23 protein-coding genes are annotated in these 22,680 nt (G+C 52.3%); 12 read left to right on the top strand and 11 right to left on the bottom strand.

The genetic code is table 11. The annotated features are described in order from the left end of the window. Positions 1–8: 8 nt before the first annotated feature. Entirely contained in the window at positions 9–1,199 is a 1,191-nt protein-coding gene (locus OGV94_RS04750) for a glycoside hydrolase family 88 protein (RefSeq protein WP_286522727.1), read from the top strand. A gap of 93 nt (positions 1,200–1,292) precedes the next feature. On the opposite strand, the gene OGV94_RS04745 is transcribed toward OGV94_RS04750, so the two are convergent. The 4 genes from OGV94_RS04745 to qseB all read right to left on the bottom strand — a co-directional run bounded on the left by OGV94_RS04745 (position 1,293) and on the right by qseB (position 4,334). After that, the gene (locus OGV94_RS04745) at positions 1,293–1,607 is read right to left on the bottom strand and encodes a putative quinol monooxygenase (RefSeq protein WP_042289259.1); all 315 of its coding nucleotides are present in this window, start codon (positions 1,605–1,607) and stop codon (positions 1,293–1,295) included. A 30-nt stretch (positions 1,608–1,637) separates the two neighbouring features. Then, the gene (locus OGV94_RS04740; RefSeq protein WP_043017635.1) at positions 1,638–2,219 is read right to left on the bottom strand and encodes an NAD(P)H-dependent oxidoreductase; all 582 of its coding nucleotides are present in this window, start codon (positions 2,217–2,219) and stop codon (positions 1,638–1,640) included. 109 nt (positions 2,220–2,328) lie between these two features. Further along, positions 2,329–3,678, bottom strand: a complete 1,350-nt coding sequence (gene qseC, locus OGV94_RS04735) for a quorum sensing histidine kinase QseC (protein ID WP_043017634.1) — start codon at positions 3,676–3,678, stop codon at positions 2,329–2,331. Beyond that, positions 3,675–4,334 carry a quorum sensing response regulator transcription factor QseB gene (qseB, locus tag OGV94_RS04730; protein ID WP_286522725.1) on the bottom strand — a complete coding sequence of 220 codons (660 nt, stop codon included), beginning with the start codon at positions 4,332–4,334 and terminating at the stop codon, positions 3,675–3,677. The genes qseC and qseB overlap by 4 nt, the downstream gene beginning before the upstream one ends. Before the next feature lie 151 nt (positions 4,335–4,485). Between qseB and OGV94_RS04725 the strand changes: the two genes are divergently transcribed. From OGV94_RS04725 to OGV94_RS04700, 6 genes are all read left to right on the top strand, one after another. Further along, on the top strand, positions 4,486–4,881 hold the full coding sequence (locus tag OGV94_RS04725) for a YgiW/YdeI family stress tolerance OB fold protein (RefSeq protein ID WP_005123105.1): 396 nt from the start codon (positions 4,486–4,488) through the stop codon (positions 4,879–4,881). A gap of 118 nt (positions 4,882–4,999) precedes the next feature. After that, positions 5,000–7,258 carry a DNA topoisomerase IV subunit A gene (gene parC, locus OGV94_RS04720; RefSeq protein ID WP_043017632.1) on the top strand — a complete coding sequence of 753 codons (2,259 nt, stop codon included), beginning with the start codon at positions 5,000–5,002 and terminating at the stop codon, positions 7,256–7,258. 195 nt (positions 7,259–7,453) lie between these two features. Next, positions 7,454–8,191: a 1-acylglycerol-3-phosphate O-acyltransferase gene (gene plsC, locus OGV94_RS04715; protein WP_043017631.1), complete on the top strand. Its 738-nt coding sequence runs from the start codon at positions 7,454–7,456 to the stop codon at positions 8,189–8,191. Between the two features lie 71 nt (positions 8,192–8,262). After that, a complete protein-coding gene (gene ftsP / locus OGV94_RS04710) occupies positions 8,263–9,675 on the top strand; it encodes a cell division protein FtsP (protein ID WP_047408602.1) in 1,413 nt (470 codons plus the stop codon). 49 nt (positions 9,676–9,724) lie between these two features. Then, positions 9,725–11,116: a hypothetical protein gene (locus OGV94_RS04705; protein ID WP_286522722.1), complete on the top strand. Its 1,392-nt coding sequence runs from the start codon at positions 9,725–9,727 to the stop codon at positions 11,114–11,116. A gap of 91 nt (positions 11,117–11,207) precedes the next feature. Then, positions 11,208–13,379 carry a YgiQ family radical SAM protein gene (locus tag OGV94_RS04700; protein ID WP_286522720.1) on the top strand — a complete coding sequence of 724 codons (2,172 nt, stop codon included), beginning with the start codon at positions 11,208–11,210 and terminating at the stop codon, positions 13,377–13,379. Between the two features lie 103 nt (positions 13,380–13,482). Here OGV94_RS04700 and OGV94_RS04695 read toward each other — a convergent pair whose 3' ends face one another. Then, entirely contained in the window at positions 13,483–13,938 is a 456-nt protein-coding gene (locus tag OGV94_RS04695; RefSeq protein ID WP_172862398.1) for an HIT family protein, read from the bottom strand. 88 nt (positions 13,939–14,026) lie between these two features. Between OGV94_RS04695 and OGV94_RS04690 the strand changes: the two genes are divergently transcribed. Then, entirely contained in the window at positions 14,027–14,455 is a 429-nt protein-coding gene (locus tag OGV94_RS04690; RefSeq protein ID WP_075145632.1) for a carboxypeptidase-like regulatory domain-containing protein, read from the top strand. Positions 14,456–14,489: 34 nt separating this feature from the next. Here OGV94_RS04690 and dkgA read toward each other — a convergent pair whose 3' ends face one another. Further along, positions 14,490–15,317, bottom strand: coding sequence for a 2,5-didehydrogluconate reductase DkgA (gene dkgA, locus OGV94_RS04685; RefSeq protein ID WP_080626092.1), 828 nt, complete (start codon positions 15,315–15,317; stop codon positions 14,490–14,492). A gap of 102 nt (positions 15,318–15,419) precedes the next feature. Beyond that, entirely contained in the window at positions 15,420–16,583 is a 1,164-nt protein-coding gene (gene yqhD / locus OGV94_RS04680; protein WP_286522718.1) for an alcohol dehydrogenase, read from the bottom strand. Positions 16,584–16,775: 192 nt separating this feature from the next. On the opposite strand from yqhD, the gene OGV94_RS04675 reads away from it, so the two are divergent. Continuing rightward, positions 16,776–17,675, top strand: coding sequence for an AraC family transcriptional regulator (locus OGV94_RS04675; protein WP_140389834.1), 900 nt, complete (start codon positions 16,776–16,778; stop codon positions 17,673–17,675). 89 nt (positions 17,676–17,764) lie between these two features. Here the strand turns inward: OGV94_RS04675 and yghB are convergent, their stop codons facing one another. Together yghB and metC are read right to left on the bottom strand one after the other, a co-directional pair. Further along, entirely contained in the window at positions 17,765–18,424 is a 660-nt protein-coding gene (yghB, locus tag OGV94_RS04670) for a DedA family general envelope maintenance protein YghB (protein WP_043017623.1), read from the bottom strand. A gap of 131 nt (positions 18,425–18,555) precedes the next feature. Beyond that, the gene (gene metC, locus OGV94_RS04665) at positions 18,556–19,743 is read right to left on the bottom strand and encodes a cystathionine beta-lyase (protein ID WP_286522717.1); all 1,188 of its coding nucleotides are present in this window, start codon (positions 19,741–19,743) and stop codon (positions 18,556–18,558) included. A gap of 250 nt (positions 19,744–19,993) precedes the next feature. On the opposite strand from metC, the gene exbB reads away from it, so the two are divergent. Together exbB and exbD are read left to right on the top strand one after the other, a co-directional pair. After that, positions 19,994–20,728: a tol-pal system-associated acyl-CoA thioesterase gene (exbB, locus tag OGV94_RS04660; RefSeq protein ID WP_286522715.1), complete on the top strand. Its 735-nt coding sequence runs from the start codon at positions 19,994–19,996 to the stop codon at positions 20,726–20,728. A 6-nt stretch (positions 20,729–20,734) separates the two neighbouring features. After that, positions 20,735–21,160: a TonB system transport protein ExbD gene (exbD, locus tag OGV94_RS04655; RefSeq protein WP_016154501.1), complete on the top strand. Its 426-nt coding sequence runs from the start codon at positions 20,735–20,737 to the stop codon at positions 21,158–21,160. 70 nt (positions 21,161–21,230) lie between these two features. On the opposite strand, the gene OGV94_RS04650 is transcribed toward exbD, so the two are convergent. Both OGV94_RS04650 and OGV94_RS04645 read right to left on the bottom strand, forming a co-directional pair. Next, positions 21,231–21,638, bottom strand: coding sequence for a hypothetical protein (locus tag OGV94_RS04650; RefSeq protein WP_043017621.1), 408 nt, complete (start codon positions 21,636–21,638; stop codon positions 21,231–21,233). Between the two features lies 1 nt (position 21,639). Continuing rightward, complete coding sequence (locus OGV94_RS04645; protein ID WP_043017620.1) at positions 21,640–22,044, bottom strand: hypothetical protein; 405 nt, start codon at positions 22,042–22,044, stop codon at positions 21,640–21,642. 104 nt (positions 22,045–22,148) lie between these two features. Here OGV94_RS04645 and OGV94_RS04640 point away from each other — a divergent pair, with 104 nt between their 5' ends. Continuing rightward, complete coding sequence (locus OGV94_RS04640) at positions 22,149–22,652, top strand: ESA_00282 family adhesion-associated protein (protein WP_213733239.1); 504 nt, start codon at positions 22,149–22,151, stop codon at positions 22,650–22,652. The last annotated feature ends 28 nt before the right edge of the window (positions 22,653–22,680 follow it).

Below are 22,680 nucleotides of genomic sequence, written 5' to 3'. Positions count from 1 at the left end.
ACCGAAATATGTTAAATCATATCGTTGAGGAATCGTTGCGCGTATTTCCTGGCAGCCCGGTTAATCCTGGTAGCTTTCAGGATCAAATGAGTAGCGCTCGAGAACATGTCCTCGAATTGATTAGCCGTCATTTAACGGAATTCGGTGAACAATTTCCTGCCGAAACCTGTGTGCAAGGTTATTACCCGCTGACAAATAATGTGGAATGGACGACCAGCTTCTGGACCGGGCAGTTATGGCTGGCGTGGGAAATGAGTGGTGAGAGCAAATTTCGTGAGATGGCGGAGAAACATGTGCGTTCGTTTGGCTTGCGTATTGCCGGACGCCACGATACCAACACCCACGACCTGGGATTCCTCTACACGCTTTCCTGCGTGGCGGCCTGGCGATTGACGGGTAATCGTGATGCGCGAGGGTTTTCCCTGATGGCGGCAGAAGCGCTGTTGGAGCGTTTTCATGAAAAGGCGCAGATCATCCAGGCATGGGGCGATCTTCGCGATCCCGAGCAGGCCGGGCGGATGATCATCGACTGCAATATGAATCTGCCGCTGTTGTACTGGGCAAGCGAGCAAACGGGCGATCTGCGTTTTGCGAATGCCGCCAAAGCGCACGTTGCGCAGGCAGCAAAATATCTGATCCGCCAGGATGCCTCGACCTTCCACACCTACTATATGGACGTGCAAACCGGCGAGCCGCGTTACGGTAATACTCAGCAGGGCTATGCCGACGATTCTTGCTGGTCGCGTGGGCAGGCGTGGGGAATTTATGGTTTTCTGCTGAGCTATATCTACACCGGTGATACCCAGATGGTGCAGCTGTCGAAAAAGTTGGCCAACTACTTTCTTAATCGTTTGCCGGAAGATGCCGTTTGCCATTGGGATCTGGCATTAGTCGGGACCGATGCGCTGCGCGATTCATCTTCGGCAGCGATTGCGGTCTGCGGTCTGCTGGAGCTGATTAAACACCTGCCGGTGACCGATCCGGATCGCGAGCGCTATCAGCAGTGGGCGATGGGGATCATGTCTTCGCTGACCAGGCACTATCTGATGGGCAAAGATGAGCTGGGGAACGGGCTACTGAAACACTCGGTGTATCACCTGTCGAGCAACAAAGGGGTCGATGAGTGCGCAAGCTGGGGGGATTATTTCTACGTTGAAGCGTTAATGCGCTTCACCCAGAGCTGGAAGCTTTACTGGTAAAGAATGCCCGGTGGCGCTGCGCTTACCGGGCCTGGAGATTGCTGTGTAAGCCGGATACGTCTGTTTGTGGCGTTATCCGGCAAATCGACAATCTTAAATGCCAGATTCCAGAATACGAATATTCATCTCCAGCACATCACCTTTCACGGCTTCGCTATAGGCTTTCATGTGCGGTGTCTGCAAATGCGCTTCAAGATGCGCAATGCTTTCCCACTGTTCAATCATCACGATTGAGTCCGGGGCCGTGGTCTGAAAACTGACGCCAGCAGCATGATCGACCATCGGCGCGTAGCCGTGGCAGCCTTCTTCTTTCAGTACGGTCGGAACGATTTTAGCGAACTGATCCAGTACCGCCTGGCGGTGATGTTGACCTGGACGTGTACGGATTTCTGCAATAACGGTAAGCATGGTTAACTCCTTCTAATTCCAGGTTACCAGTTAACCAAAAATTTCGTTCAGATGCTTGCGATATTCTGCGATATAACGCGGGACGTCCGGCATTTTAATCACGTCATTGGTGATAAAGGTCGGCAGCGCTTCCATTCCCAGGAACTGGTTTGCTTTATGGAACGGGAGATAAACGCCATCAACGCCAACGCCATGGAAGAACTGATCTTTTTCTGTGAAGGCTTCCATCGGTGCGTTCCAGGTCAGAGACAACATGTATTTTTTGCCCTGAATCAGCCCGCCGGAACCGTATTTTTTAGAGGCATCTGAACGTGTACGGCCATCGCTGGCATACAGCGTACCGTGACCTGCGGTAAACACGTCATCGATGTATTTTTTCACGGTCCACGGTGCGCCCATCCACCAGCCAGGCATTTGCCAGATAACCGCATCGGCCCACACGAAGTTCTGCACTTCTGTTTGAACGTCATAATCGCTGTCTGCGCGTACGACTTTAACATCATGCCCGAGGTCGCGCAGGATACCGTCCGCGACCTCGGTCAGGGTGTCATTCAGTTGACCATTAGAATGGCCGAATTTTTTCGCACCATTGATAATCAGAATGTTGCTCATTTTGTGTCCTCAAGGAAATACGTTTGAGGACGATTTTACTCCCACCAGCGGTGCGGTGAAATTAGCAAAATGTGCAAAGTCTTTTGCTATTTGAGCAATAATAACCCAGTTACCAACTGACCTTAGCTTCAAAGCCACCTTGTGGAGCGTTGCCAAATGAGGCTGACATTCTATGCAAAGTCGCAATACGGCGGACAATCGACAGGCCGAGACCGCTGCCGGTCACGCTTTGTCCCGGAGGGCGATAAAAGCGTTCACCGATGTGGGTAAGGACCTCAGGCGCGATGCCAGGACCATTATCTTTGACGCTGAAATTGCGGGCGTTGAGCGTCACTTCCACAATGCTACCCTGCGGACTGTAGCGGATCGCATTATCCAGCAGATTTCGTACCATCAGGCTGAGTAACAGCGGCTGTCCCGTACGCGTAATGTCGTGCGCGTTAATCTGCAAACGCACATCGATGTGCGCCTGCTGGGCCGGGTGGTAGATATCCATCACCGCGGATTGCAGTAGCTCCTCCAGCGAGATTTCCGCTACATCCTGAAGATTGTCGAGGGAGTCGAGGCGCGAAAGCGTCAGGAGTTGATCGACCAGTCGGGTGGCGCGTTCAATGCCGGTTTGCATCTGCATTAAGGCTTTTTGCCTTGCCTGCGGATCATCGTCAGACAATTGCGCCACTTCGGCCTGTACTTTCAGCGCGGTGAGTGGGCTACGTAGTTCATGAGCCGCATCGGAAGTAAAGCGCCGTTCGCGCACCATGGTGGTGTGAATACGGATAAAAAGTTGGTTGAGCGATTCAACCAGCGGGCGAACCTCGCCGGGAATGCCTTTTAAACTGAGGGGATCTTCAGATTCCGGGTCGCGCAAACGTAACGCCTGCGCCAGTTTTTTCAGGGGTTTGAGCTCAAGACTTAACAATACGATCAGGATTAATAGCATCAATGGCAATGCGATAAGCCAGGGTACCAGTTGCGTTGTCACAATCGCCAGGGCCATGTCTTCACGGTATTCCCATTCCTGCCCCACAACGATGCGGTATTTTTTATCCGCCGACGTCAGCCAGACAAAGCGCCATTTATCGTTGTCGCCGGTTAAATAGCCATCGTCAAAACCTTCCCGACGATAGCTATAGGGAATGTACTGACCATTGTCGCCATCGTGGAGCACCATTTTCCCTTCTGGCGTATAGACAGCAAAGGTCAGCACATCGTCATCAATATGGCCATGTTTGAATTTTTTCGGCGTATGCGCAATGCGCTCTGAGGCTTTTAGCTCGTCAAGATCCAGCGTGCTGAGCCGTTTGGCGAACAGCATCAGTTGCGTATCAAACAGCTCATCGACGTTATCGGTAGTCTGCTTCCAGGCCACAAAGCTGGAAACGGCCCAGGTCGCTGATGCCAGAATCAAAAAAATAAGCGTTAGCCTGACGCGCAGGCTGAGGCGTTGTGTGAGTTTCATGCGTCACCCAGGGTGTAGCCAATGCCATGCACGGTACGGATAAAGTCGCTGCCGAGCTTACGGCGTAAGTGATGGACGTGTACTTCAACCGCATTGCTGGAGACGTTCTCGTCCCAGGTATACAGTTTTTCTTCAATCAGTTTGCGTGGCAGGACGCGACCTTTGTTGCGCATAAGTAGCTCCAGCAGCGCGAACTCTTTGGGTTTGAGAGACAAAGGCTCATCCGCCGCCGTGGCGACCAGCGCGCCGGGATCGAGCGTCACCTGACCATGGCGTAATATGCTGCTGGCCTGGCCGCTGGCACGGCGCACCAGCGCCTCCAGCCTCGCGGCAACTTCAATCAGCGCAAAGGGTTTGCAAAGATAGTCATCCGCGCCCAGACGTAAGCCTTCAACGCGTTCTGCCAGCGCGTCGCGAGCGGTCAGGATCAGCACCGGCTCCTGCTTCCCGTTGGTTCGCCATTCGCGCAAGATGTCCCGTCCGTCTATGCCAGGCAGCGTCAGGTCGAGGATAACTGCATCATAAGGAGCGCTATAAAGCGCTTCTTTCCCCTGACGGCCTTCGCTAAACCAGTCGATGCTGAAACCCATTTTACTCAGACCCGTTTTCAGGCCATCGCCAATCAATGTGTCATCTTCGATCAGTAAAATACGCATATGTTCTTCCCTGCCGCCGCTTTCTTTACCATCAGTAAACCTGTGGCTACAGCCTCTGTACAGCAAAAAAAGTATCTTTTTTTGCCTTAAGAACTTGTTAAGGATTAACTTATTTAATAGTCGTAAACCAACATGAAAGGGAGACATGACGATGAAAAAATTAGCTGCAATGGTTGCCGTAATGGCACTGTGTTCCGCACCTGTTCTGGCAGCTCAGCAGGGCGGCTTCTCTGGACCAACCACCACCACGCAAAGCCAAAACGGCGGATTTGTCGGCCCGAACGGTAGCAGCACAACGGTAGAAAGCGCCAAATCGCTGCGTGATGACACCTGGGTTACCCTGCGTGGGAACATCGTTGAACGTATTTCCGACGACCTGTATGTGTTTAAAGATGCGACCGGCACGGTGAATGTGGATATCGACCACAAGCGCTGGAACGGCGTAACCGTCACGCCGCAGGATGTGGTTGAAATCCAGGGCGAGGTGGATAAAGACTGGAACTCCGTTGAAATCGACGTGAAACAGATTACCAAAGTTGCCAAATAATCCCCATCAGGGCCGCATTCGCGGCCCTTTTCTTTGTGACTCAACACGCCAGATAGGGTAGTATCTGCGGCAATATTGCCCTTTCATTGAGGGGTATAAAGTTGAGGAACCACGATTAATGAGCGATATGGCAGAGCGCCTGGCGCTGCATGAATTCACGGAAAACGCTTATCTGAACTACTCCATGTACGTCATCATGGACAGGGCGTTGCCGTTTATTGGCGATGGTTTGAAACCCGTTCAGCGTCGCATCGTGTACGCGATGTCCGAACTGGGGCTGAATGCCAGCGCCAAATTTAAAAAATCCGCCCGTACCGTCGGTGACGTGCTGGGTAAATACCATCCACACGGCGACAGCGCTTGTTATGAAGCGATGGTGCTGATGGCGCAGCCGTTCTCTTACCGTTATCCGCTGGTTGACGGGCAGGGGAACTGGGGGGCACCAGACGATCCGAAATCCTTCGCGGCGATGCGTTATACCGAATCCCGCCTGTCTAAATATGCGGAAGTCCTGCTGGGTGAACTCGGTCAGGGAACGTCAGACTGGGTGCCAAACTTCGACGGCACCATGCAGGAGCCGAAGATGCTGCCTGCACGTCTGCCCAATATTCTGCTGAATGGTACGACCGGTATTGCCGTGGGTATGGCGACGGACATTCCGCCGCACAACCTGCGTGAAGTGGCAAAAGCAGCGATTACTCTGATTGAGCAGCCGAAAACGACGCTGGATCAGTTGCTGGATATTGTACAGGGGCCGGATTACCCGACCGAAGCAGAGATCATTACCTCGCGTGCGGAGATTCGTAAGATTTACGAAAACGGACGCGGCTCCGTACGTATGCGTGCGGTATGGACGAAAGAAGACGGCGCAGTGGTGATTTCCGCGCTGCCGCATCAGGTTTCCGGGGCAAAAGTGCTGGAGCAGATCGCCGCTCAAATGCGCAATAAAAAGCTGCCGATGGTAGACGACCTGCGCGACGAATCGGATCACGAAAACCCGACCCGTCTGGTGATTGTCCCGCGCTCTAATCGCGTGGATATGGAACAGGTAATGAACCACCTGTTTGCCACCACCGATCTGGAAAAAAGCTACCGCATCAACCTGAACATGATCGGCCTCGACGGTCGCCCGGCGGTGAAAAACCTGCTGGAGATCCTCACCGAATGGCTGGCGTTCCGTCGTGATACCGTGCGTCGTCGCCTGAACTATCGTCTGGAAAAAGTGCTTAAACGCCTGCACATCCTTGAAGGTTTGCTGGTGGCGTTCCTCAACATTGACGAAGTGATCGAAATCATTCGTCATGAAGATGAACCTAAGCCCGAGCTGATGTCGCGGTTTGGTATTTCTGAAACCCAGGCTGAAGCCATCCTTGAGCTGAAATTGCGCCACCTTGCCAAACTCGAAGAGATGAAAATCCGCGGTGAGCAGGATGAACTGGCGAAAGAGCGCGATCAACTGCAGGGCATTCTGGCTTCCGAGCGTAAAATGAGTAACCTGCTGAAGAAAGAACTGCAGGCTGACGCCGAGGCCTATGGCGACGATCGTCGCTCTCCGCTGACAGAGCGCGAAGAAGCGAAGGCGATGAGCGAGCACGACATGCTGCCGTCAGAGCCGGTGACCATTGTGTTGTCCCAGAGTGGCTGGGTGCGTAGTGCGAAAGGCCACGACATCGATGCGCCAGGATTAAGCTATAAAGCGGGCGACAGCTTTAAGTCGGCAGTGAAGGGTAAGAGCAACCAGCCGGTGGTGTTCGTTGACTCGACCGGGCGCAGCTATGCCATCGACCCGATTACGCTGCCGTCGGCGCGTGGCCAGGGCGAACCATTGACCGGTAAGCTCACTCTGCCGCCGGGTGCGACGGTTGAGCACATGCTGATGGAAGGCGACGATCAGAAACTGCTGATGGCTTCCGATGCGGGCTACGGTTTTGTCTGCACCTTCAATGACCTGGTAGCACGTAACCGTGCTGGTAAGGCATTAATTACGCTGCCAGAAAATGCGCGCGTGATGCAGCCAGTGGTGATTGAAGATGAAACCGATATGCTGCTGGCCATCACCCAGGCTGGTCGCATGTTGATGTTCCCGGTAAGCGATTTGCCACAATTGTCTAAAGGCAAAGGGAACAAGATTATCAATATCCCTTCAGCGGAAGCGGCGAAAGGCGAAGATGGCCTGGCGAAGCTCTACGTGCTGCCGCCACAAAGCACGCTGACCATCCACGTCGGTAAGCGCAAAATTAAACTGCGTCCTGAAGAGTTGCAGAAAGTAACCGGCGAGCGTGGCCGTCGCGGGACGCTAATGCGTGGTCTGCAGCGTATCGACAGCATTGATATTGACTCGCCTAGACGCGCCAGTCACGGCGACAGCGAAGAATAACGCTACCGTCCGGCTCTCCCTGTTTTAGCCCAGGGAGAGCCAACGTTAAAAATTCCCGTGAAACCGTTGTTTATTCGTGCGTTGCGATTAACAATACGCTTTTCCAGAGAGCCGCCCTTAACAAAGCCCTAACCTGATACTGCATGATGAATCAGGTGACGTAAAATGCCAGGCTCTTAGGCCTTAGAGGTTGTTATGCTATATATTTTTCGTTTAATCATTACTGTTATTTACTGCATTCTGGTCTGTATTTTCGGTTGTATATACTGTCTGTTCAGCCCACGAAATCCAAAACACGTCGCAACGTTCGGTCATATGTTTGGCCGCCTGGCTCCCCTTTATGGCCTGAAGGTCGAGTGCCGCATGCCGGCAGACGCGCAGAACTATGGTAATGCTATCTATATTTGTAACCATCAGAACAACTATGACATGGTTACCGCGGCGAATATCGTTCAGCCGCCGACGGTGACGGTAGGTAAAAAAAGCCTGCTGTGGATCCCGTTCTTCGGGCAGTTGTACTGGTTAACCGGCAACCTGCTGATTGACAGAAACAACCGCGCAAAAGCGCACAGCACCATTGCAGCCGTGGTGAACCATTTCAAAAAACGTCGCATTTCTATCTGGATGTTCCCGGAAGGAACACGCAGCCGTGGTCGCGGTTTGCTGCCGTTTAAAACCGGTGCGTTTCATGCGGCGATTGCGGCGGGTGTCCCGGTCATTCCAGTGTGCGTTTCAACAACCTCGAACAAGATAAAACTCAACCGACTCAATAATGGTCTGGCGATTGTAGAGATGCTGCCGCCGGTGGATATTAGCCACTTTGGGAAAGATCAGGTTCGTGAACTGGCAGCGCATTGCCGTACGCTGATGGAACAAAAAATCGCAGAACTCGATAAAGAAGTTGCTGAGCGGGAAGCCGCCGGTAAGGTTTAATCCGCGCAATTCGGGTTTTTTACAGGAAAAGATTTCCTGCGTGTTAATCGCCAGTTTTTCATGGAGTTTATATGTCATTCAGTCGGCGTCAGTTCATTCAGGCATCGGGGATCGCACTGTGTGCAGGTGCTGTTCCGCTGAAGGCTAATGCTGCCGGTCAGCAACAACCGTTACCCGTGCCTCCGCTGCTGGAGTCCCGTCGGGGGCAGCCGCTATTTATGACGCTGCAACGTGCGCACTGGTCCTTTACGCAAGGCACCCGCGCGCCTGTCTGGGGGGTTAACGGCCGCTACCTGGGACCGACGATCCGCGTCTGGAAAGGGGATGACGTCAAGCTTATCTACAGCAACCGTTTGACTGAAAATGTCTCGATGACCGTCGCCGGACTACAGGTGCCTGGCCCGCTGATGGGCGGCCCGGCGCGTATGATGTCTCCTAATGCGGACTGGGCGCCAGTGCTGCCGATTCGCCAGAATGCCGCCACGTTGTGGTATCACGCCAATACGCCAAATCGTACCGCCCAGCAGGTTTACAACGGTCTTGCCGGGATGTGGCTGGTTGAAGATGAAGTGAGTAAGTCACTGTCTATTCCAAACCACTATGGCGTGGATGATTTTCCGATCATTATCCAGGACAAGCGCCTGGACAACTTTGGCACGCCGGAATACAGCGAGCCCGGTAGCGGTGGTTTTGTTGGCGATACGTTACTGGTCAACGGGGCGCAAAGCCCGTATGTCGAAGTCTCCCGCGGCTGGGTGCGTTTGCGCTTGCTGAACGCGTCAAACTCGCGTCGTTACCAGCTGCAAATGAGCGATGGCCGTCCGCTGCATGTGATTTCCAGCGATCAGGGTTTTTTACCTGCGCCGGTTTCGGTGAAGCAGCTCTCGCTGGCGCCGGGCGAGCGCCGTGAGATTCTGGTGGATATGACTAACGGAAATGAGGTCTCTATCACCTGCGGTGAGGCGGCCAGCATTGTCGACAGGATCCGCGGATTCTTTGAGCCTTCCAGTATTCTCATCTCCACGCTGGTACTGACGTTGCGCCCGACAGGTCTTCTGCCACTGGTGACTGATAGCCTGCCAATGCGCCTGCTGCCAACTGAAATCCTCAGCGGTTCGCCGATTCGCAGCCGTGATATCAGCCTGGATGACGATCCTGGCATTAACGGTCAACTGTGGGACGTCAACCGTATGGATATTACCGCCCAGCAGGGCTCCTGGGAGCGCTGGACGGTAAGGGCGGATATGCCTCAGTCTTTCCATATTGAAGGCGTCTCGTTCCTGATCCGTAATGTGAATGGCGCGATGCCGTTCCCGGAAGACAGAGGCTGGAAAGATACCGTCTGGGTCGACGGTCAGGTTGAATTACTGGTTTACTACGGACAACCTTCCTGGGCTCATTTCCCGTTCTACTTTAACAGCCAGACGCTGGAAATGGCGGACCGGGGATCTATCGGACAAATGTTGGTGAATCCGGCGCCGTAGCTAATTTATTGATATCGCATGGATTCGTTTTATTGCAAAGGATGCAACGATGATTAGTTTTACCTGGTATGACCTTATTGTATTTTTTTTGATGATGGCGATGCCTGTAATAGCAGGCATCGCTATTTTGGTGTTGATTTGCTCCAGTTTTAAAAATCTCACCAGTCGTCATATCCTGCTATGGCTGGTATTACCACAGTGCGTCGCTTTGCTATCGCTGTGGGGCGTTTTTACTTTTTATGGCGACGAATTAAACTCGCGTATTTTTTTGATCGTTTCCCCTGCGATACTTGCTGGAATATTGGCTTTTTGGTTGCTGTACAAAGGAAAAACACTGCTCGGTTCTTCGGTTGGCGGCCATCTTGTCGCCATAGCCATTTTTTTCGTATGTCAGAATCAACTGGAGCCGCAGCTTTATGTAGATTTCCAGCGCGCGCGAGACATTAATCAACTCTATACGCTGCATCAGGCCAGTGATAGCTTTAAAAACCAGTTAAGCGATCCCGCTTTCCGTCAGAAAATGCTTTCTTATTCGGCATATGAACAAGATATGCCGGAGTCAACGTTCAGGATTTTAATCGCCAGTGGGGCTAATCCTTTTGATAACGCGGTCTACCCTTATGTATCGCCACTGACCCAGGCGGTTAATAGCCAGAATAAGACCGCGCTGAAGGTTTTCAGTGAATTATTGTCAGGTGATTCCGAACAGGCTGCTCGCAATCGGGAAGCGCTGATGGAGGATAACCCATTAAGCAATAATGTTTATTTTTCTGCTATACCAACGACCGAACAAAAACAGCGCTATTTTGCAATGGCAACGGTCTTATTACGCCACATGCCATCGTTATTAAATGATGAGGTTTACCGCAGGATACTCAAAGAAGGCGATGCTGAACTGACGCAGTTTCTGTGGAATCATCGTCAACCGATAAAGCGGATGTACCAGCTCCAGGCCAGAGCGTTGTCAGGAGATGTCACGATCGCGGATGATATTGCCGCTACGCCCGCTATCCTGAAGGCGGAAACCGACTCCGACTATCGCGACCAGCTTTTGAAGTATTTGGTGGAGTATGCGCCGCGTCCGGTGATTCAGGCCATTCTGGACAAAGACGTCGTACAATGGACGGATTTTGACGATCGCGATGGGAACAATAAGGTGCTGGAAGAGGCCATCGACCGTGCGAGGGGCTACAGTAATGGAGATCCGCAAGTCCTTACCCTTGTTATTCGCGACATACTGGAGCGTAAAGCGCCTTACTCTGATAACCAACTGGCGCACGGTTTTTACACTGAAGATAAGGGATCGCAGGTCGTGAGCGCGCTACATGCAGGAGGGATTTCTTGTACGGAACTTCGCGATGCTTTCAGGCAGTATATTGGCGAGTCTTCTGTTTTTGATGGCAAAGCGCGAATAGACGAAGTTTGCGGTGCGGAAAAATAATGCCTAAGCGCTCATAATCTTTCGATCTCTATTGCGTTCCGGCTTATAATCCCCGGCCTTTGATTATTTTTTTACCATTTTTGGAAGCACTATGAGCGCAATATCCCTGATCCAGCCGGACAGAGACCTTTTCTCCTGGCCGCAGTACTGGGCTGCCTGTTTTGGCCCGGCACCGTTTTTGCCGATGTCACGTGACGAAATGGACCTACTTGGCTGGGATAGCTGCGACATCATTCTGGTTACCGGCGATGCATACGTCGACCATCCCAGCTTTGGCATGGCAATTTGCGGCCGTATGCTGGAAGCGCAGGGCTTTCGCGTGGGGATTATCGCCCAGCCGGAGTGGAACAACAAAGACGATTTTATGCGTTTGGGTAAACCGAACCTGTTCTTTGGTGTGACCGCAGGCAACATGGATTCGATGATCAACCGTTATACCGCCGATCGCCGACTGCGCCATGACGATGCCTACACGCCAGACAACGTGGCTGGCAAACGCCCGGACCGCGCCACGCTGGTCTATACCCAGCGTTGTAAAGAAGCATGGAAAGATGTGCCGGTTATTCTCGGCGGCATTGAGGCCAGCCTGCGCCGTACTGCGCACTACGACTACTGGTCTGATACCGTTCGTCGCTCCGTTCTGGTGGATTCCAAAGCCGACATGCTGATGTTCGGCAACGGCGAACGTCCGCTGGTGGAAGTGGCGCATCGTCTGGCGATGGGTGAAACTATCGATCAGATCCGCGACGTGCGTAACACCGCGATTATGGTTAAAGAAGCGCTGCCGGGCTGGAGTGGGGTGGACTCCACGCGTCTCGACACGCCGGGCAAGATTGACCCGATCCCACATCCGTACGGCGAAGATTTGCCGTGTGCCGACAACAAACCTGTCGCCCCGAAAAAACAGGAAGCGAAAGCGGTAACCGTACAGCCGCCACGCCCGAAACCGTGGGAAAAAACCTACGTGCTGCTGCCATCCTTCGAAAAAGTGAAGGGCGATAAAGTGCTGTATGCGCATGCGTCGCGTATCCTGCACCACGAAACCAACCCAGGCTGCGCGCGCGCGCTGATGCAAAAGCATGGCGATCGCTATATCTGGATCAACCCGCCAGCCATTCCGCTGTCTACCGAAGAGATGGACAGCGTCTTTGCGCTGCCGTACAAGCGCGTGCCGCATCCGGCGTATGGCGACAGCCGTATTCCGGCCTATGAGATGATCCGTTTCTCGATCAACATTATGCGTGGTTGCTTTGGTGGCTGCTCTTTCTGTTCGATAACCGAGCACGAAGGCCGTATCATCCAGAGCCGCTCTGAAGATTCGATCATCAATGAAATTGAAGCCATTCGCGACACCGTTCCGGGCTTTACCGGCGTGATTTCCGATCTCGGCGGCCCAACGGCGAACATGTATATGCTGCGCTGTAAGTCACCGCGTGCGGAGCAAACCTGCCGTCGTCTGTCATGCGTCTATCCGGATATTTGTCCGCATATGGATACCAACCACGAACCGACGATTAACCTTTATCGCCGTGCGCGTGATTTGAAAGGCATTAAAAAGATCCTCATCGCTTCCGGTGTGCGCTATGACATCGCAGTTGAAGATCCGCGCTATATCAAAGAGCTGGCGACCCATCACGTTGGCGGCTATCTGAAGATTGCGCCAGAGCATACTGAAGAAGGCCCGCTGTCGAAGATGATGAAGCCGGGGATGGGCAGCTACGATCGCTTTAAGGAATTGTTCGATACCTACTCTAAACAGGCGGGTAAAGAACAGTACCTGATCCCGTACTTTATTTCCGCGCACCCGGGTACGCGTGACGAGGATATGGTGAATCTGGCGCTGTGGCTGAAACAACGTCGTTTCCGCCTCGATCAGGTGCAGAACTTCTACCCATCGCCGCTGGCGAACTCCACAACCATGTATTACACCGGGAAAAATCCGCTGGGTAAAATTGGTTATAAGAGTGAAGACGTGGTGGTGCCGAAAGGTGATAAGCAGCGTCGTCTGCATAAAGCCCTGCTGCGTTACCACGATCCAGCCAACTGGCCGTTAATCCGCCAGGCGCTGGAAGATATGGGTAAAAAGCATCTGATCGGTGGTCGTCGCGAATGTCTGGTTCCGGCGCCTACGCTGGAAGAGATGCGCGAAGCACGTCGTCAGAACCGTCATACTCGTCCGGCGTTGACTAAACATACGCCAGTGGCGCATCAGCGCCAGACGCCTGCCGCGAACAAAAAACGTGGGAAAGTGGCGGGGCGCTAATCCGTCTTGCCCGGTAGTGAAATACTTATCAGGCCTACGAATAGCACGATTTTGTAGGCCGGGTAAGTGGCTTGCGCCGCCATCCAGTAGAGAGACTCAGTACTTACGCCTCACGAATTCTGGCCGCTAATGCGACCAGTTTTGCATCATCCGCCCGTTCATGATCGTGTGACGACAGATACCCTTCATACTGCTCGAAAAATTTGTTCTGCCGCGCTTCAATCGGTTTCCAGTGGGTTAAATCGCCAGTACCGTGCATGGGGCTTAATTTACTGTGCACATGGTCTACGCCGAAACCTTCGAAAAACATCCCCGTACGGCTGACGTCCGGGAAAGCCTTATCCAGTTTCTTAGCCACTTTTTGGGTTGCCAGCATCAGGTCAGCCAACGCCTGCGGCGGCATATCGAAGGCATAGCTGGGGTAATGCTTTTTCGGGATCACCACGGTAAAACCGTCGGTGTTCGGGAAAATCGACAGAAAAGCCAGGTGATGCTCGTCTTCCCAGACCTTATGGCAGGGCGCTTTGCCTTCAACAATTTGACAGAAAATACAGGTCATTGCGGTGACTCTTCCAGGGGATGATGGACTCAGAGTATCATTCGCTCCTGGAAAACGTAAATGGACTTAATTCAAAGTGAGAGCAAGGATGGCTAAGTGGATAAGGTCAGCAGTGCTGCTGACGGTGATACTACAAAGCGGTTGTGTGGCACATCATCAGACGCAGCCCGCGGTGGATGGGCGACTGACAAATAGCGCTGGACAACCCGTTCAGGGTGCGGAAATTACCTTAAACAGTAACGCATCTCCAGTCAGTACCGTGTCCGATCGAGATGGTTTTTTTTCCTTTCCCGATAAGTACGAATGGACATTCTTTCTGCCAATTGGCCCCATGGACTGGATTTATCGCTCCGCGCTGCATATTTCCGCTGAAGGGAATTCGTACGAGGTTGAACTGGGCGGTCGTTTGGGCGGGGTGCATGCGGCAGATGGCGAGGCTTATCGCGTGACATGTTCCTTGCCGGATGCGTCGCATTCGATACCAAAAGCGGGGATTTGCCAGCCTGGTAGTGAGTAAGCCCGGACATCTGGCGCCGGGCTTAAAGGGGGAGTTAACCGCCGAACTGGTCCGGGTCTGGTCCCAGACGTTTGCCCTGATCGAGTTTCGCGATTTCGCCTAATTCATCTTTATCCAGGCGGAAGTCCCAGACGTTAAAGTTTTCTGCGATACGCGCAGGGGTGACCGATTTCGGAATCACCACCAGCCCGCTATCCAGGTGCCAGCGGATGACAATCTGCGCCGGTGTTTTGCCATATTTCTCAGCGAGGTCACGGATGATCTTTTGATCAAAGACGTCCTGCCCGCCCTGCGCCAGCGGGCTCCAGGATTCGGTCTGGATTTTATGTGTGGCGTTCCAGGCATGAAGCTGGCGCTGTTGCATCAGCGGATGAAGTTCTATCTGGTTAATCACCGGAGGTACGCCGGTTTCATCCATCAGCCGCTGGAGATGGTTGATCTGAAAGTTGCACACGCCGATGCTTTTAATCAGACCTTCTTTTTGCAGGTCGATCATGTTTTCCCACGCTTCAACGTAGTGATCGATCGCCGGAACCGGCCAGTGCATCAGGTACAGATCGAGGTAATCAACCTGGAGTTTTTCCATGCTTTCGAGCAAGGCTTCCCGGGGACGTTTTTGGTCATCATTCCACAGCTTGGTGGTGATGAATAACTCGTCCCGTGGTATGCCAGCATCGCGTATTGCTTTGCCGACACCTTCTTCGTTTTTGTACGCCGCAGCGGTATCAATTGAGCGATACCCCACTTCCAGCGCTTTATGAATGGCGGTAATGACTTCTTCGTTGCTTGCCTTCCAGACCCCCAGGCCCAGTTGCGGCATGACGTTACCATCCTGTAGTTTGATCATGGTTGGAGTGGTCATAATTCCCCCCTGAATAACTGTCACCGGAACATACTCCGGTGACATGGTGTGACTTAAGCCTGGTATAAATACCCAAAAACGAAAGGCGGAGGTTAAAAAACCTTAGCGGGCCGCTTCGTAAATCCGACGGCTGACCTCAAGCGTAATGTCCTGATGTTCGCCCAGTTTCGTACCGTCATGCGCTTGCAGTTTTTCCAGCAACGCCGGGATGGAGCTACCGTCCAGGCCGTAGTCAGACAGGCGAGTCGGTACGCCCATTTGTTCGAAGAAAGCGCGGGTTGCGGCAATAGCGGCGTCAATGCGCTGGTCATCATCACCTTCGGTGATATTCCAGATACGCTCTGCGTATTGCAGCAGTTTGGCGCGTTTGGTGTCGCGTTTTTCATTCCACAGCGCTGGCAGAACGATGGCCAATGTTTGAGCATGATCCAGACCGTGCATTGCGGTCAGTTCATGGCCCAGCATATGTGTTGCCCAGTCCTGCGGTACGCCTGCGCCAATCAGGCCGTTCAGCGCCTGGGTCGCCGCCCACATGACGTTCGCACGCACGTTGTAGTTTTCCGGCTCCTGCAGTGCTTTCGGGCCTTCTTCTATCAACGTCAGCAGAATGCCTTCGGCAAAGCGATCCTGAATTTTCCCGTCTACCGGATAAGTCACATACTGCTCAACGGTATGCACAAAGGCATCCACGACGCCGTTCGCAACCTGACGCGGCGGCAGGGTATAGGTGTAAACCGGATCCAGCACGGCAAATACCGGCTGCACAAACGGGGTCATAAAGGCCAGCTTATCGCCGGTGGTTTTACGCGAAATTACCGCACCGGAGTTAGATTCAGAGCCGGTTGCAGGCAGGGTTAATACTGAGCCCATCGGGATAGCGCTTGTTACATCGTTACCGTGGGTTTCCAGAATGCGCCATGGATCGATACCGTCAGCGTACTGTGCCGCTGCCGCGATGAATTTGGTGCCATCCAGCACAGAACCCCCGCCTACAGCCAGCAGGAACGTCACTTTTTCATCACGCACGATTTTTACTGCGTTCATCAGCGTTTCATAAGACGGGTTCGGCTCAATACCGCCAAACTCCAGCACATCCAGGCCTTTCAGCGCATCCTGAACCTGTGCCAGAACGCCGGTTTTTTTCACGCTGCCGCCGCCGTAGGTAATCAGTACGCGAGCATCCTGAGGGATTTGATCGCGCAGCTCAGCAATAGCGCCTTTACCAAACAAAATACGGGTTGGGGTATGGAGATTAAAGTTGTTCATTGCTCGTTCCCTTATGTGGGTAAAAAAGAGGGCAGGAGGTGTCTGCCGGATGATGAACATTGTGGTCGCCCGCCGCGTTGCTCTCAATGCTCATTTCTGCCGATGTCTTGCCCATTTCTACAGACTGCTGGAGAAAACGGATAAATCTGCGCATTATGTCAGGGTTGAAAACCGATGATGAAATGGTGCTCCATGAACCGTGATGAGATCTGCCTTCTGCTGACAGATAAAATTAAGCAGCTGAAAAACAATGAAAATAAACTCAGTGAATTGCTGCCAGATGTCCGCCTGCTGCACGGCACGGAGCCAGCGGCCCGTACGCCGGTCATGTATCAGCCAGGCATCATATTTCTCTTTTCGGGACATAAAATTGGTTACATCAATGAGCGTGTATTTCGTTATGACGCCAACGAATATCTGCTGCTAACCGTTCCTTTACCCTTTGAATGTGAAACGCATGCGACACCGGAGGTTCCCCTGGCCGGTATTTACCTGAATGTCGATATTCTGCAGTTGCAGGAGCTGTTGATGGACATCGGGGAAGATGAGCTGTTCCAGCCCGCCATGGCGGCCAGCGGGATCAACTCCGCGACGCTCTCTGACGAAATTCTTTGCGCCGCTGAGCGCCTGCTGGATGTGATGGAGCGACCGCTGGATGCGCGTATTCTGGGGAAACAGATTATTCGTGAGATCCTCTACCATGTGCTGACCGGGCCGCGTGGCGGCGCGTTACTGGCGCTGGTCAGCCGTCAGACGCATTTCAGTTTGATAAGCCGGGTGCTGAAGCGGATTGAAACCAAATACACCGAAAACCTCAATGTAGAACAGCTGGCGGCAGAAGCGAACATGAGCGTGTCGGCGTTTCATCATAATTTTAAAGCGGTGACCAGCACGTCGCCGCTGCAATATCTGAAGAGCTACCGTTTGCATAAAGCGCGGATGATGATGATCCACGATGGAATGAAGGCCAGTGCGGCTGCCATGCGCGTCGGCTATGAGAGCGCATCGCAATTTAGCCGGGAGTTTAAACGTTTCTTTGGTGTAACGCCGGGGGAAGATGCGGCCAGAATTCGAATGATGCAGGGGAGTTGATTTCATGTTGGCCTGACAGTTACTCCGCAGGCCTTAAAGCTGTGCGCCATCAGGCGAAATGCCGGAGATTATCCGGCCTCGGATGCGGCTCAGGCGCTACAATATTTTTTTTTAATTACCACGAACAGCGTTCCCAACAGACCTGCGGTTAACAGGGCAACCGGCAGGATCATTAAAAAGGTCATCACCTGATCTTCATGACGTTTGACGAACGGGATCATGCTCAATGCATAGCCAAAGCTGGTGACGACGGTCACCCACAGCAGACCGCTCAGCCAGTTAAAAAACTGGAACCGACGGTTTGGAAGGCCAGAAATTCCCGCCATTGTTGGCAGCAAGGTGCGAACAAACGCCAGGAAGCGTCCTGCCAGCAGCGCCATCAGTCCGTGTTGGTCAAACATGCAGGTGGCGCGCTGATGGTATTTTTCAGGCAATTGCGCCAGCCAGCCTTTTACCGTCCGCGTGTTGCCCAGCCAGCGTCCCTGAATGTAGCTTAGCCAGCAGCCCAGACTGGCGGCGGCAGTCAGAATAGCTATGGTAGGTAAAAAACTCATCACGTCCTGAGCGATCAGCGCCCCTGCCAGCAATAACAGGCTGTCTCCGGGTAAAAAGGAGGCGGGTAGCAGACCATTTTCTAAAAACAGTGTGGCGAACATGACGAAGTAAACCACGCTCACAACGTGCGGATCCGCCAGCGCGGCAAAATCGTGTTGCCAGAGCGCGGAGACAATATCTTGAATGACTACCATGGACTTTCCTGTGGAACAGCGTTTATGTGTGGATTGTACTCCTGAATTGTCCGGGATGCCTTGATCCCGGACGCAACAATTGCAGACTTTTCCACCAGAAGTGTCTGCATATATGTCCATCTGTGGCAATTTTACTCGATTCGGGCGAATCCTGCGGCCAAATCGGCAATTAGATCGTCAACATTCTCTAAACCAATATGCAAACGGATGAGCGTTCCGCTGAAGTCCACCTCACCTTGCGGACGGATAGCGGCAATGTGTTCCGGCTGATTAGCGAGGATCAGCGACTCAAAACCACCCCAGGAGTAGGCCATGCTGAACAGGCTGAAGTGATCCAAATACGCGGCAAGCTCCTCATGATTGAGTTTCTTATTCAATACAAAGGAGAACAGGCCGCTGCTGCCGGAGAAATCACGCTTCCAGAATTCGTGACCTTTACTGCCGGGCAGCGCCGGGTGATTCACGCGGGCGACCTGCGGATGGCTGGCCAGCCACTCGGCGACCTTTACGCTGCTTTCATGGTGCTGACGCAGGCGAACGCTCAGCGTACGCAGTCCACGGCTGGTCATATAGGCGGTATCGGCGTCCAGCATTTGCCCCATCAGATAGGCATTTTCGCGCAGTTGATCCCAGCAGCGGGCATTAGATACCGCCGTGCCGACCATGCCGTCGGAATGACCAATCAGATATTTGGTACCTGCCTGAATAGAAATATCGATACCAAAATCCAGCGCTTTGAACAGCACCCCGGCAGCCCAGGTGTTATCAATCATGATGATAGCATCCGGCGCGACGCGTCTGACGGCGGCAACAATAGCTGGAACATCATGCACTTCCATAGTGACAGAGCCGGGAGATTCCAGAAATACGACTTTCGTGTTCGGCTGAATGTGCTTCACTATACCGGCGCCAACCAGCGGATCGAACCAGCCGGTAGACACGCCGAGCTTGCCGAGAATTTTGGTGCAGAAATCCTGGCTGGGTTCATAGGCGGTGTTGGTCATTAGCACATGATCCCCTTGCTCCACAAAGGCGAGGATGGTGTTGGCAACGGCCGCTGCGCCGCAGGGGAACAAGGCGCAACCTGCACCGCCTTCCAGTTCGCACATCGCTTCCTGCAGGGAGAAATGCGTCAGGGTTCCGCGACGGCCATAGAAAAGCCCACCGTTAGCCCGGTTATGCGTAGCCTGCTTTTTGGCCTCGACGGTGTCAAACACCAGCGAAGAAGCGCGCTGGATCACGCTATTTACCGAGCCCTGCGTGTACTTTTTACTGCGTCCTGCGTGGACGAGTTTGGTTTCAAGTTGTTTATCTGCCATGTTGTCTGACCTGTTTTTATACGTCTGGATGTCTAAACTACCATGAATCAAAGGTGATGCATCCTGCGGAACGGTCATACAGTAGAAAATAATCTCAAAATGCTTCTGGTGACTTTTTTACTGCGTAAGCGCAAGGAAAAGAAACCAAAGGTGCGGCAATATGTAAATAGTAATGAGAACGACTATCAATTCGACGTCTTTTTGATATCATTACGCTCAGATTTTGTGATTTGCGTCCTGGAGATACAGAGTGGGTAATAATTTGATGCAGACGGATCTTTCCGTCTGGGGTATGTATCAGCACGCCGATATCGTGGTTAAGTGCGTGATGATTGGGCTGATTTTGGCGTCAGTGGTCACCTGGGCTATCTTCTTTAGTAAGAGCCTTGAGTTCTTTACTCAGAAACGCCGCCTTAAGCGTGAGCAGCAACTGCTGGCGGAAGCCCGCTCTTTAGATAGGGCAAGTGAGATTGCCGCAGGATTCGATGGCAAAAGCCTGGGCGCACAGTTGGTTTATGAAGCGCAGAACGAACTGGAACTGTCAGAAGGCAGCGACGACAACGAAGGTATCAAAGAGCGTACCGGCTTCCGTCTGGAGCGTCGTGTGGCGGCGGTAGGCCGTCATATGGGTCGCGGTAACGGATACCTGGCCACTATCGGGGCTATCTCTCCATTCGTGGGTCTGTTTGGTACCGTATGGGGTATCATGAATAGCTTCATCGGGATCGCACAAATCCAAACGACCAACCTGGCCGTTGTTGCGCCGGGTATCGCAGAAGCGCTATTAGCGACCGCGATCGGTCTGGTCGCGGCAATTCCTGCGGTCGTTATCTACAACATTTTCGCACGTCAGATTGGCAGCTATAAAGCGATGCTGGGCGATGTCGCGGCACAGGTGCTGTTGCTGCAAAGTCGCGATCTGGACCTGAATGCTAGCGCTTCTGCGCATCCAGTACGTGCTGCGCAGAAATTACGTGTAGGATGATGTTCCATGGCAATGAGCTTTAATGAAAACCTGGACGATAACGGTGAAATGCATGAAATCAACGTGACGCCGTTTATCGACGTTATGTTGGTTTTATTGATCATCTTTATGGTAGCCGCGCCGTTGGCAACGGTGGATGTGAAAGTGAATCTCCCTGCTTCCACCAGTACCCCGCAGCCGCGTCCGGAAAAACCGGTTTATCTGTCGGTAAAAGCCGATAAGAGTATGTTTATCGGCAATAATCAGGTGACGGACGACACCATGATTAGCGAATTAAATACGCTGACCGATGGGAAGAAAGACACTACGATTTTCTTCCGTGCGGATAAAACCGTCGATTATGAAACCATGATGAAAGTGATGGATACGCTGCATCAGGCGGGTTTCCTGAAAATTGGTCTGGTCGGTGAAGAGACCGTAAAAGCGAAGTAATCCTCGTTGCCGGGTAATGGTTGTCGCCTTACCCGGCCTGCAGCTCCTGTTCCAGCTCCTCCGCACGCCCTTATCTGTTCTCATCCAGTGCGACAGTCGTTATCCTGGTGGGTTCGTAGTTTCCCTCAGACAGTTTACGCGTCAGGCGTAAGGTGGCCGTTTCTCGCTTGAGTATATGCTGGTAAGTACTCTCCAGTCGGGCCATGATTTTGTCCCGCAGTTCTGGTTGCTGCTCCATAATGGCTTCAATCGCGGCGCCGTAGATCTCTTCCTTAGCCTGTAGTGCATAAATTTCACGGCGATTTTGCCATTTCATCCGCACCAGTGCGGCAGGTATAGAAACTATTTCCTGGGCCACGCTTTCCAGCGTCGCGTTTTTATTGGCAATCAGCACGGCTAAATTTTGCTTTAAGACAAACTCATCGCTTTTATGGTCATCTAAAGCTAAATAAACATTATTATCCTCAACATCTTTCATTTTATTTCTCTTCCAGAGAATAAAAAATAGGATCGCTGGTTTCGCGGGTAATTAAATTAAGCCAAATTTTATTGCCCTGCTCATTAACGGTGGCTGTTTTTGTGGACAAAATTTTACTTAATTCTTGAGCGTTGATGTCACCTTCCGCTTGTAGTGAATTGAGCAGGCGAGTGAATGACTCAATTTTTGCGGCACGAAACAGGCGCTCTTTTAAATGGCGGTCGCACTCTTCAAATAACATATTGCGTGCCTGGCCGGTAGCGGCAGAGCTAATCAAAATATCGGGTTCGTAATCACTTAATGTTCTCTTCCCCTGAGTCAAATTTTCACTATTATCTGCGGGACTGGTATTGGATGAGGAGCTGGATAAGTGAAAACGCGAGGGAACAAGATGCTCGGGAAGCATGTTGAAATATCCTTTGATGCCAATGAGATGTTGTTTTAATTAAACCAGGCCGCGTTGACAATAGCATGGCGTAATTTTAAAATCAAAAAAAATGGAGCCAGTATATGAACAGTATATTTTATTCTGTTATTACCCTGCTATTGCTTACCTGCGGGGTACTTTTGTTGATGCGCAGTGCAAATAAAAACCGAGAAACAGAAAATGGGTACTCTGAAAATCAGCCGGAAATGCTGAGTAAAGAAGAGGGGGAGGATCATTTTTCGCTACTGATGAATTCGATTACCCCGGTATGGTATTGGCGCGTTAATCACGAATATATCGATTTTATCCATTCGACGATCAAACGGATGACAATGGTAGAGTTGAATGAGACGCCAGGTCTATTTGATGCACAGCGGCGTTGTAGCGATCTCAACTCTGCGGTGTATAAATATTACGATAATATTAAAAAGCGCTGTCTGAGCGGTGAGAAAGTCCCGCATGCCGATCTGGACGTGCTCAACTTACGCCAGTGTTTCAGGGAGTTCAGCCTGGAGGCTTATCCTGCGCTTGTCGCGCTGGTGTGGCCGGAATTTCAACGTCCAGAGATTAGAGCGGAAGAGATGTGAGGGACTTGCTGGCCCGTATTACGTGCCG

Source organism: Citrobacter sp. Ce006, from assembly GCF_030336535.1.
Taxonomy (GTDB): domain Bacteria; phylum Pseudomonadota; class Gammaproteobacteria; order Enterobacterales; family Enterobacteriaceae; genus Citrobacter; species Citrobacter europaeus.
The sequence above is the reverse complement of the archived record's forward strand: the minus strand, read 5'-3'. Positions and strand labels throughout refer to the sequence as shown.

Excerpts from the sequence above, each read along its gene's own strand:
- OGV94_RS04750 (WP_286522727.1), top strand. The coding sequence starts at position 9 with ATGTTAAATCATATCGTTGAGGAATCGTTGCGCGTATTTCCTGGCAGC.
- OGV94_RS04745 (WP_042289259.1), bottom strand. The coding sequence starts at position 1,607 with ATGCTTACCGTTATTGCAGAAATCCGTACACGTCCAGGTCAACATCAC.
- OGV94_RS04740 (WP_043017635.1), bottom strand. The coding sequence starts at position 2,219 with ATGAGCAACATTCTGATTATCAATGGTGCGAAAAAATTCGGCCATTCT.
- qseC (WP_043017634.1), bottom strand. The coding sequence starts at position 3,678 with ATGAAACTCACACAACGCCTCAGCCTGCGCGTCAGGCTAACGCTTATT.
- qseB (WP_286522725.1), bottom strand. The coding sequence starts at position 4,334 with ATGCGTATTTTACTGATCGAAGATGACACATTGATTGGCGATGGCCTG.
- OGV94_RS04725 (WP_005123105.1), top strand. The coding sequence starts at position 4,486 with ATGAAAAAATTAGCTGCAATGGTTGCCGTAATGGCACTGTGTTCCGCA.
- parC (WP_043017632.1), top strand. The coding sequence starts at position 5,000 with ATGAGCGATATGGCAGAGCGCCTGGCGCTGCATGAATTCACGGAAAAC.
- plsC (WP_043017631.1), top strand. The coding sequence starts at position 7,454 with ATGCTATATATTTTTCGTTTAATCATTACTGTTATTTACTGCATTCTG.
- ftsP (WP_047408602.1), top strand. The coding sequence starts at position 8,263 with ATGTCATTCAGTCGGCGTCAGTTCATTCAGGCATCGGGGATCGCACTG.
- OGV94_RS04705 (WP_286522722.1), top strand. The coding sequence starts at position 9,725 with ATGATTAGTTTTACCTGGTATGACCTTATTGTATTTTTTTTGATGATG.
- OGV94_RS04700 (WP_286522720.1), top strand. The coding sequence starts at position 11,208 with ATGAGCGCAATATCCCTGATCCAGCCGGACAGAGACCTTTTCTCCTGG.
- OGV94_RS04695 (WP_172862398.1), bottom strand. The coding sequence starts at position 13,938 with ATGACCTGTATTTTCTGTCAAATTGTTGAAGGCAAAGCGCCCTGCCAT.
- OGV94_RS04690 (WP_075145632.1), top strand. The coding sequence starts at position 14,027 with ATGGCTAAGTGGATAAGGTCAGCAGTGCTGCTGACGGTGATACTACAA.
- dkgA (WP_080626092.1), bottom strand. The coding sequence starts at position 15,317 with ATGACCACTCCAACCATGATCAAACTACAGGATGGTAACGTCATGCCG.
- yqhD (WP_286522718.1), bottom strand. The coding sequence starts at position 16,583 with ATGAACAACTTTAATCTCCATACCCCAACCCGTATTTTGTTTGGTAAA.
- OGV94_RS04675 (WP_140389834.1), top strand. The coding sequence starts at position 16,776 with ATGAACCGTGATGAGATCTGCCTTCTGCTGACAGATAAAATTAAGCAG.
- yghB (WP_043017623.1), bottom strand. The coding sequence starts at position 18,424 with ATGGTAGTCATTCAAGATATTGTCTCCGCGCTCTGGCAACACGATTTT.
- metC (WP_286522717.1), bottom strand. The coding sequence starts at position 19,743 with ATGGCAGATAAACAACTTGAAACCAAACTCGTCCACGCAGGACGCAGT.
- exbD (WP_016154501.1), top strand. The coding sequence starts at position 20,735 with ATGGCAATGAGCTTTAATGAAAACCTGGACGATAACGGTGAAATGCAT.
- OGV94_RS04650 (WP_043017621.1), bottom strand. The coding sequence starts at position 21,638 with ATGAAAGATGTTGAGGATAATAATGTTTATTTAGCTTTAGATGACCAT.
- OGV94_RS04645 (WP_043017620.1), bottom strand. The coding sequence starts at position 22,044 with ATGCTTCCCGAGCATCTTGTTCCCTCGCGTTTTCACTTATCCAGCTCC.
- OGV94_RS04640 (WP_213733239.1), top strand. The coding sequence starts at position 22,149 with ATGAACAGTATATTTTATTCTGTTATTACCCTGCTATTGCTTACCTGC.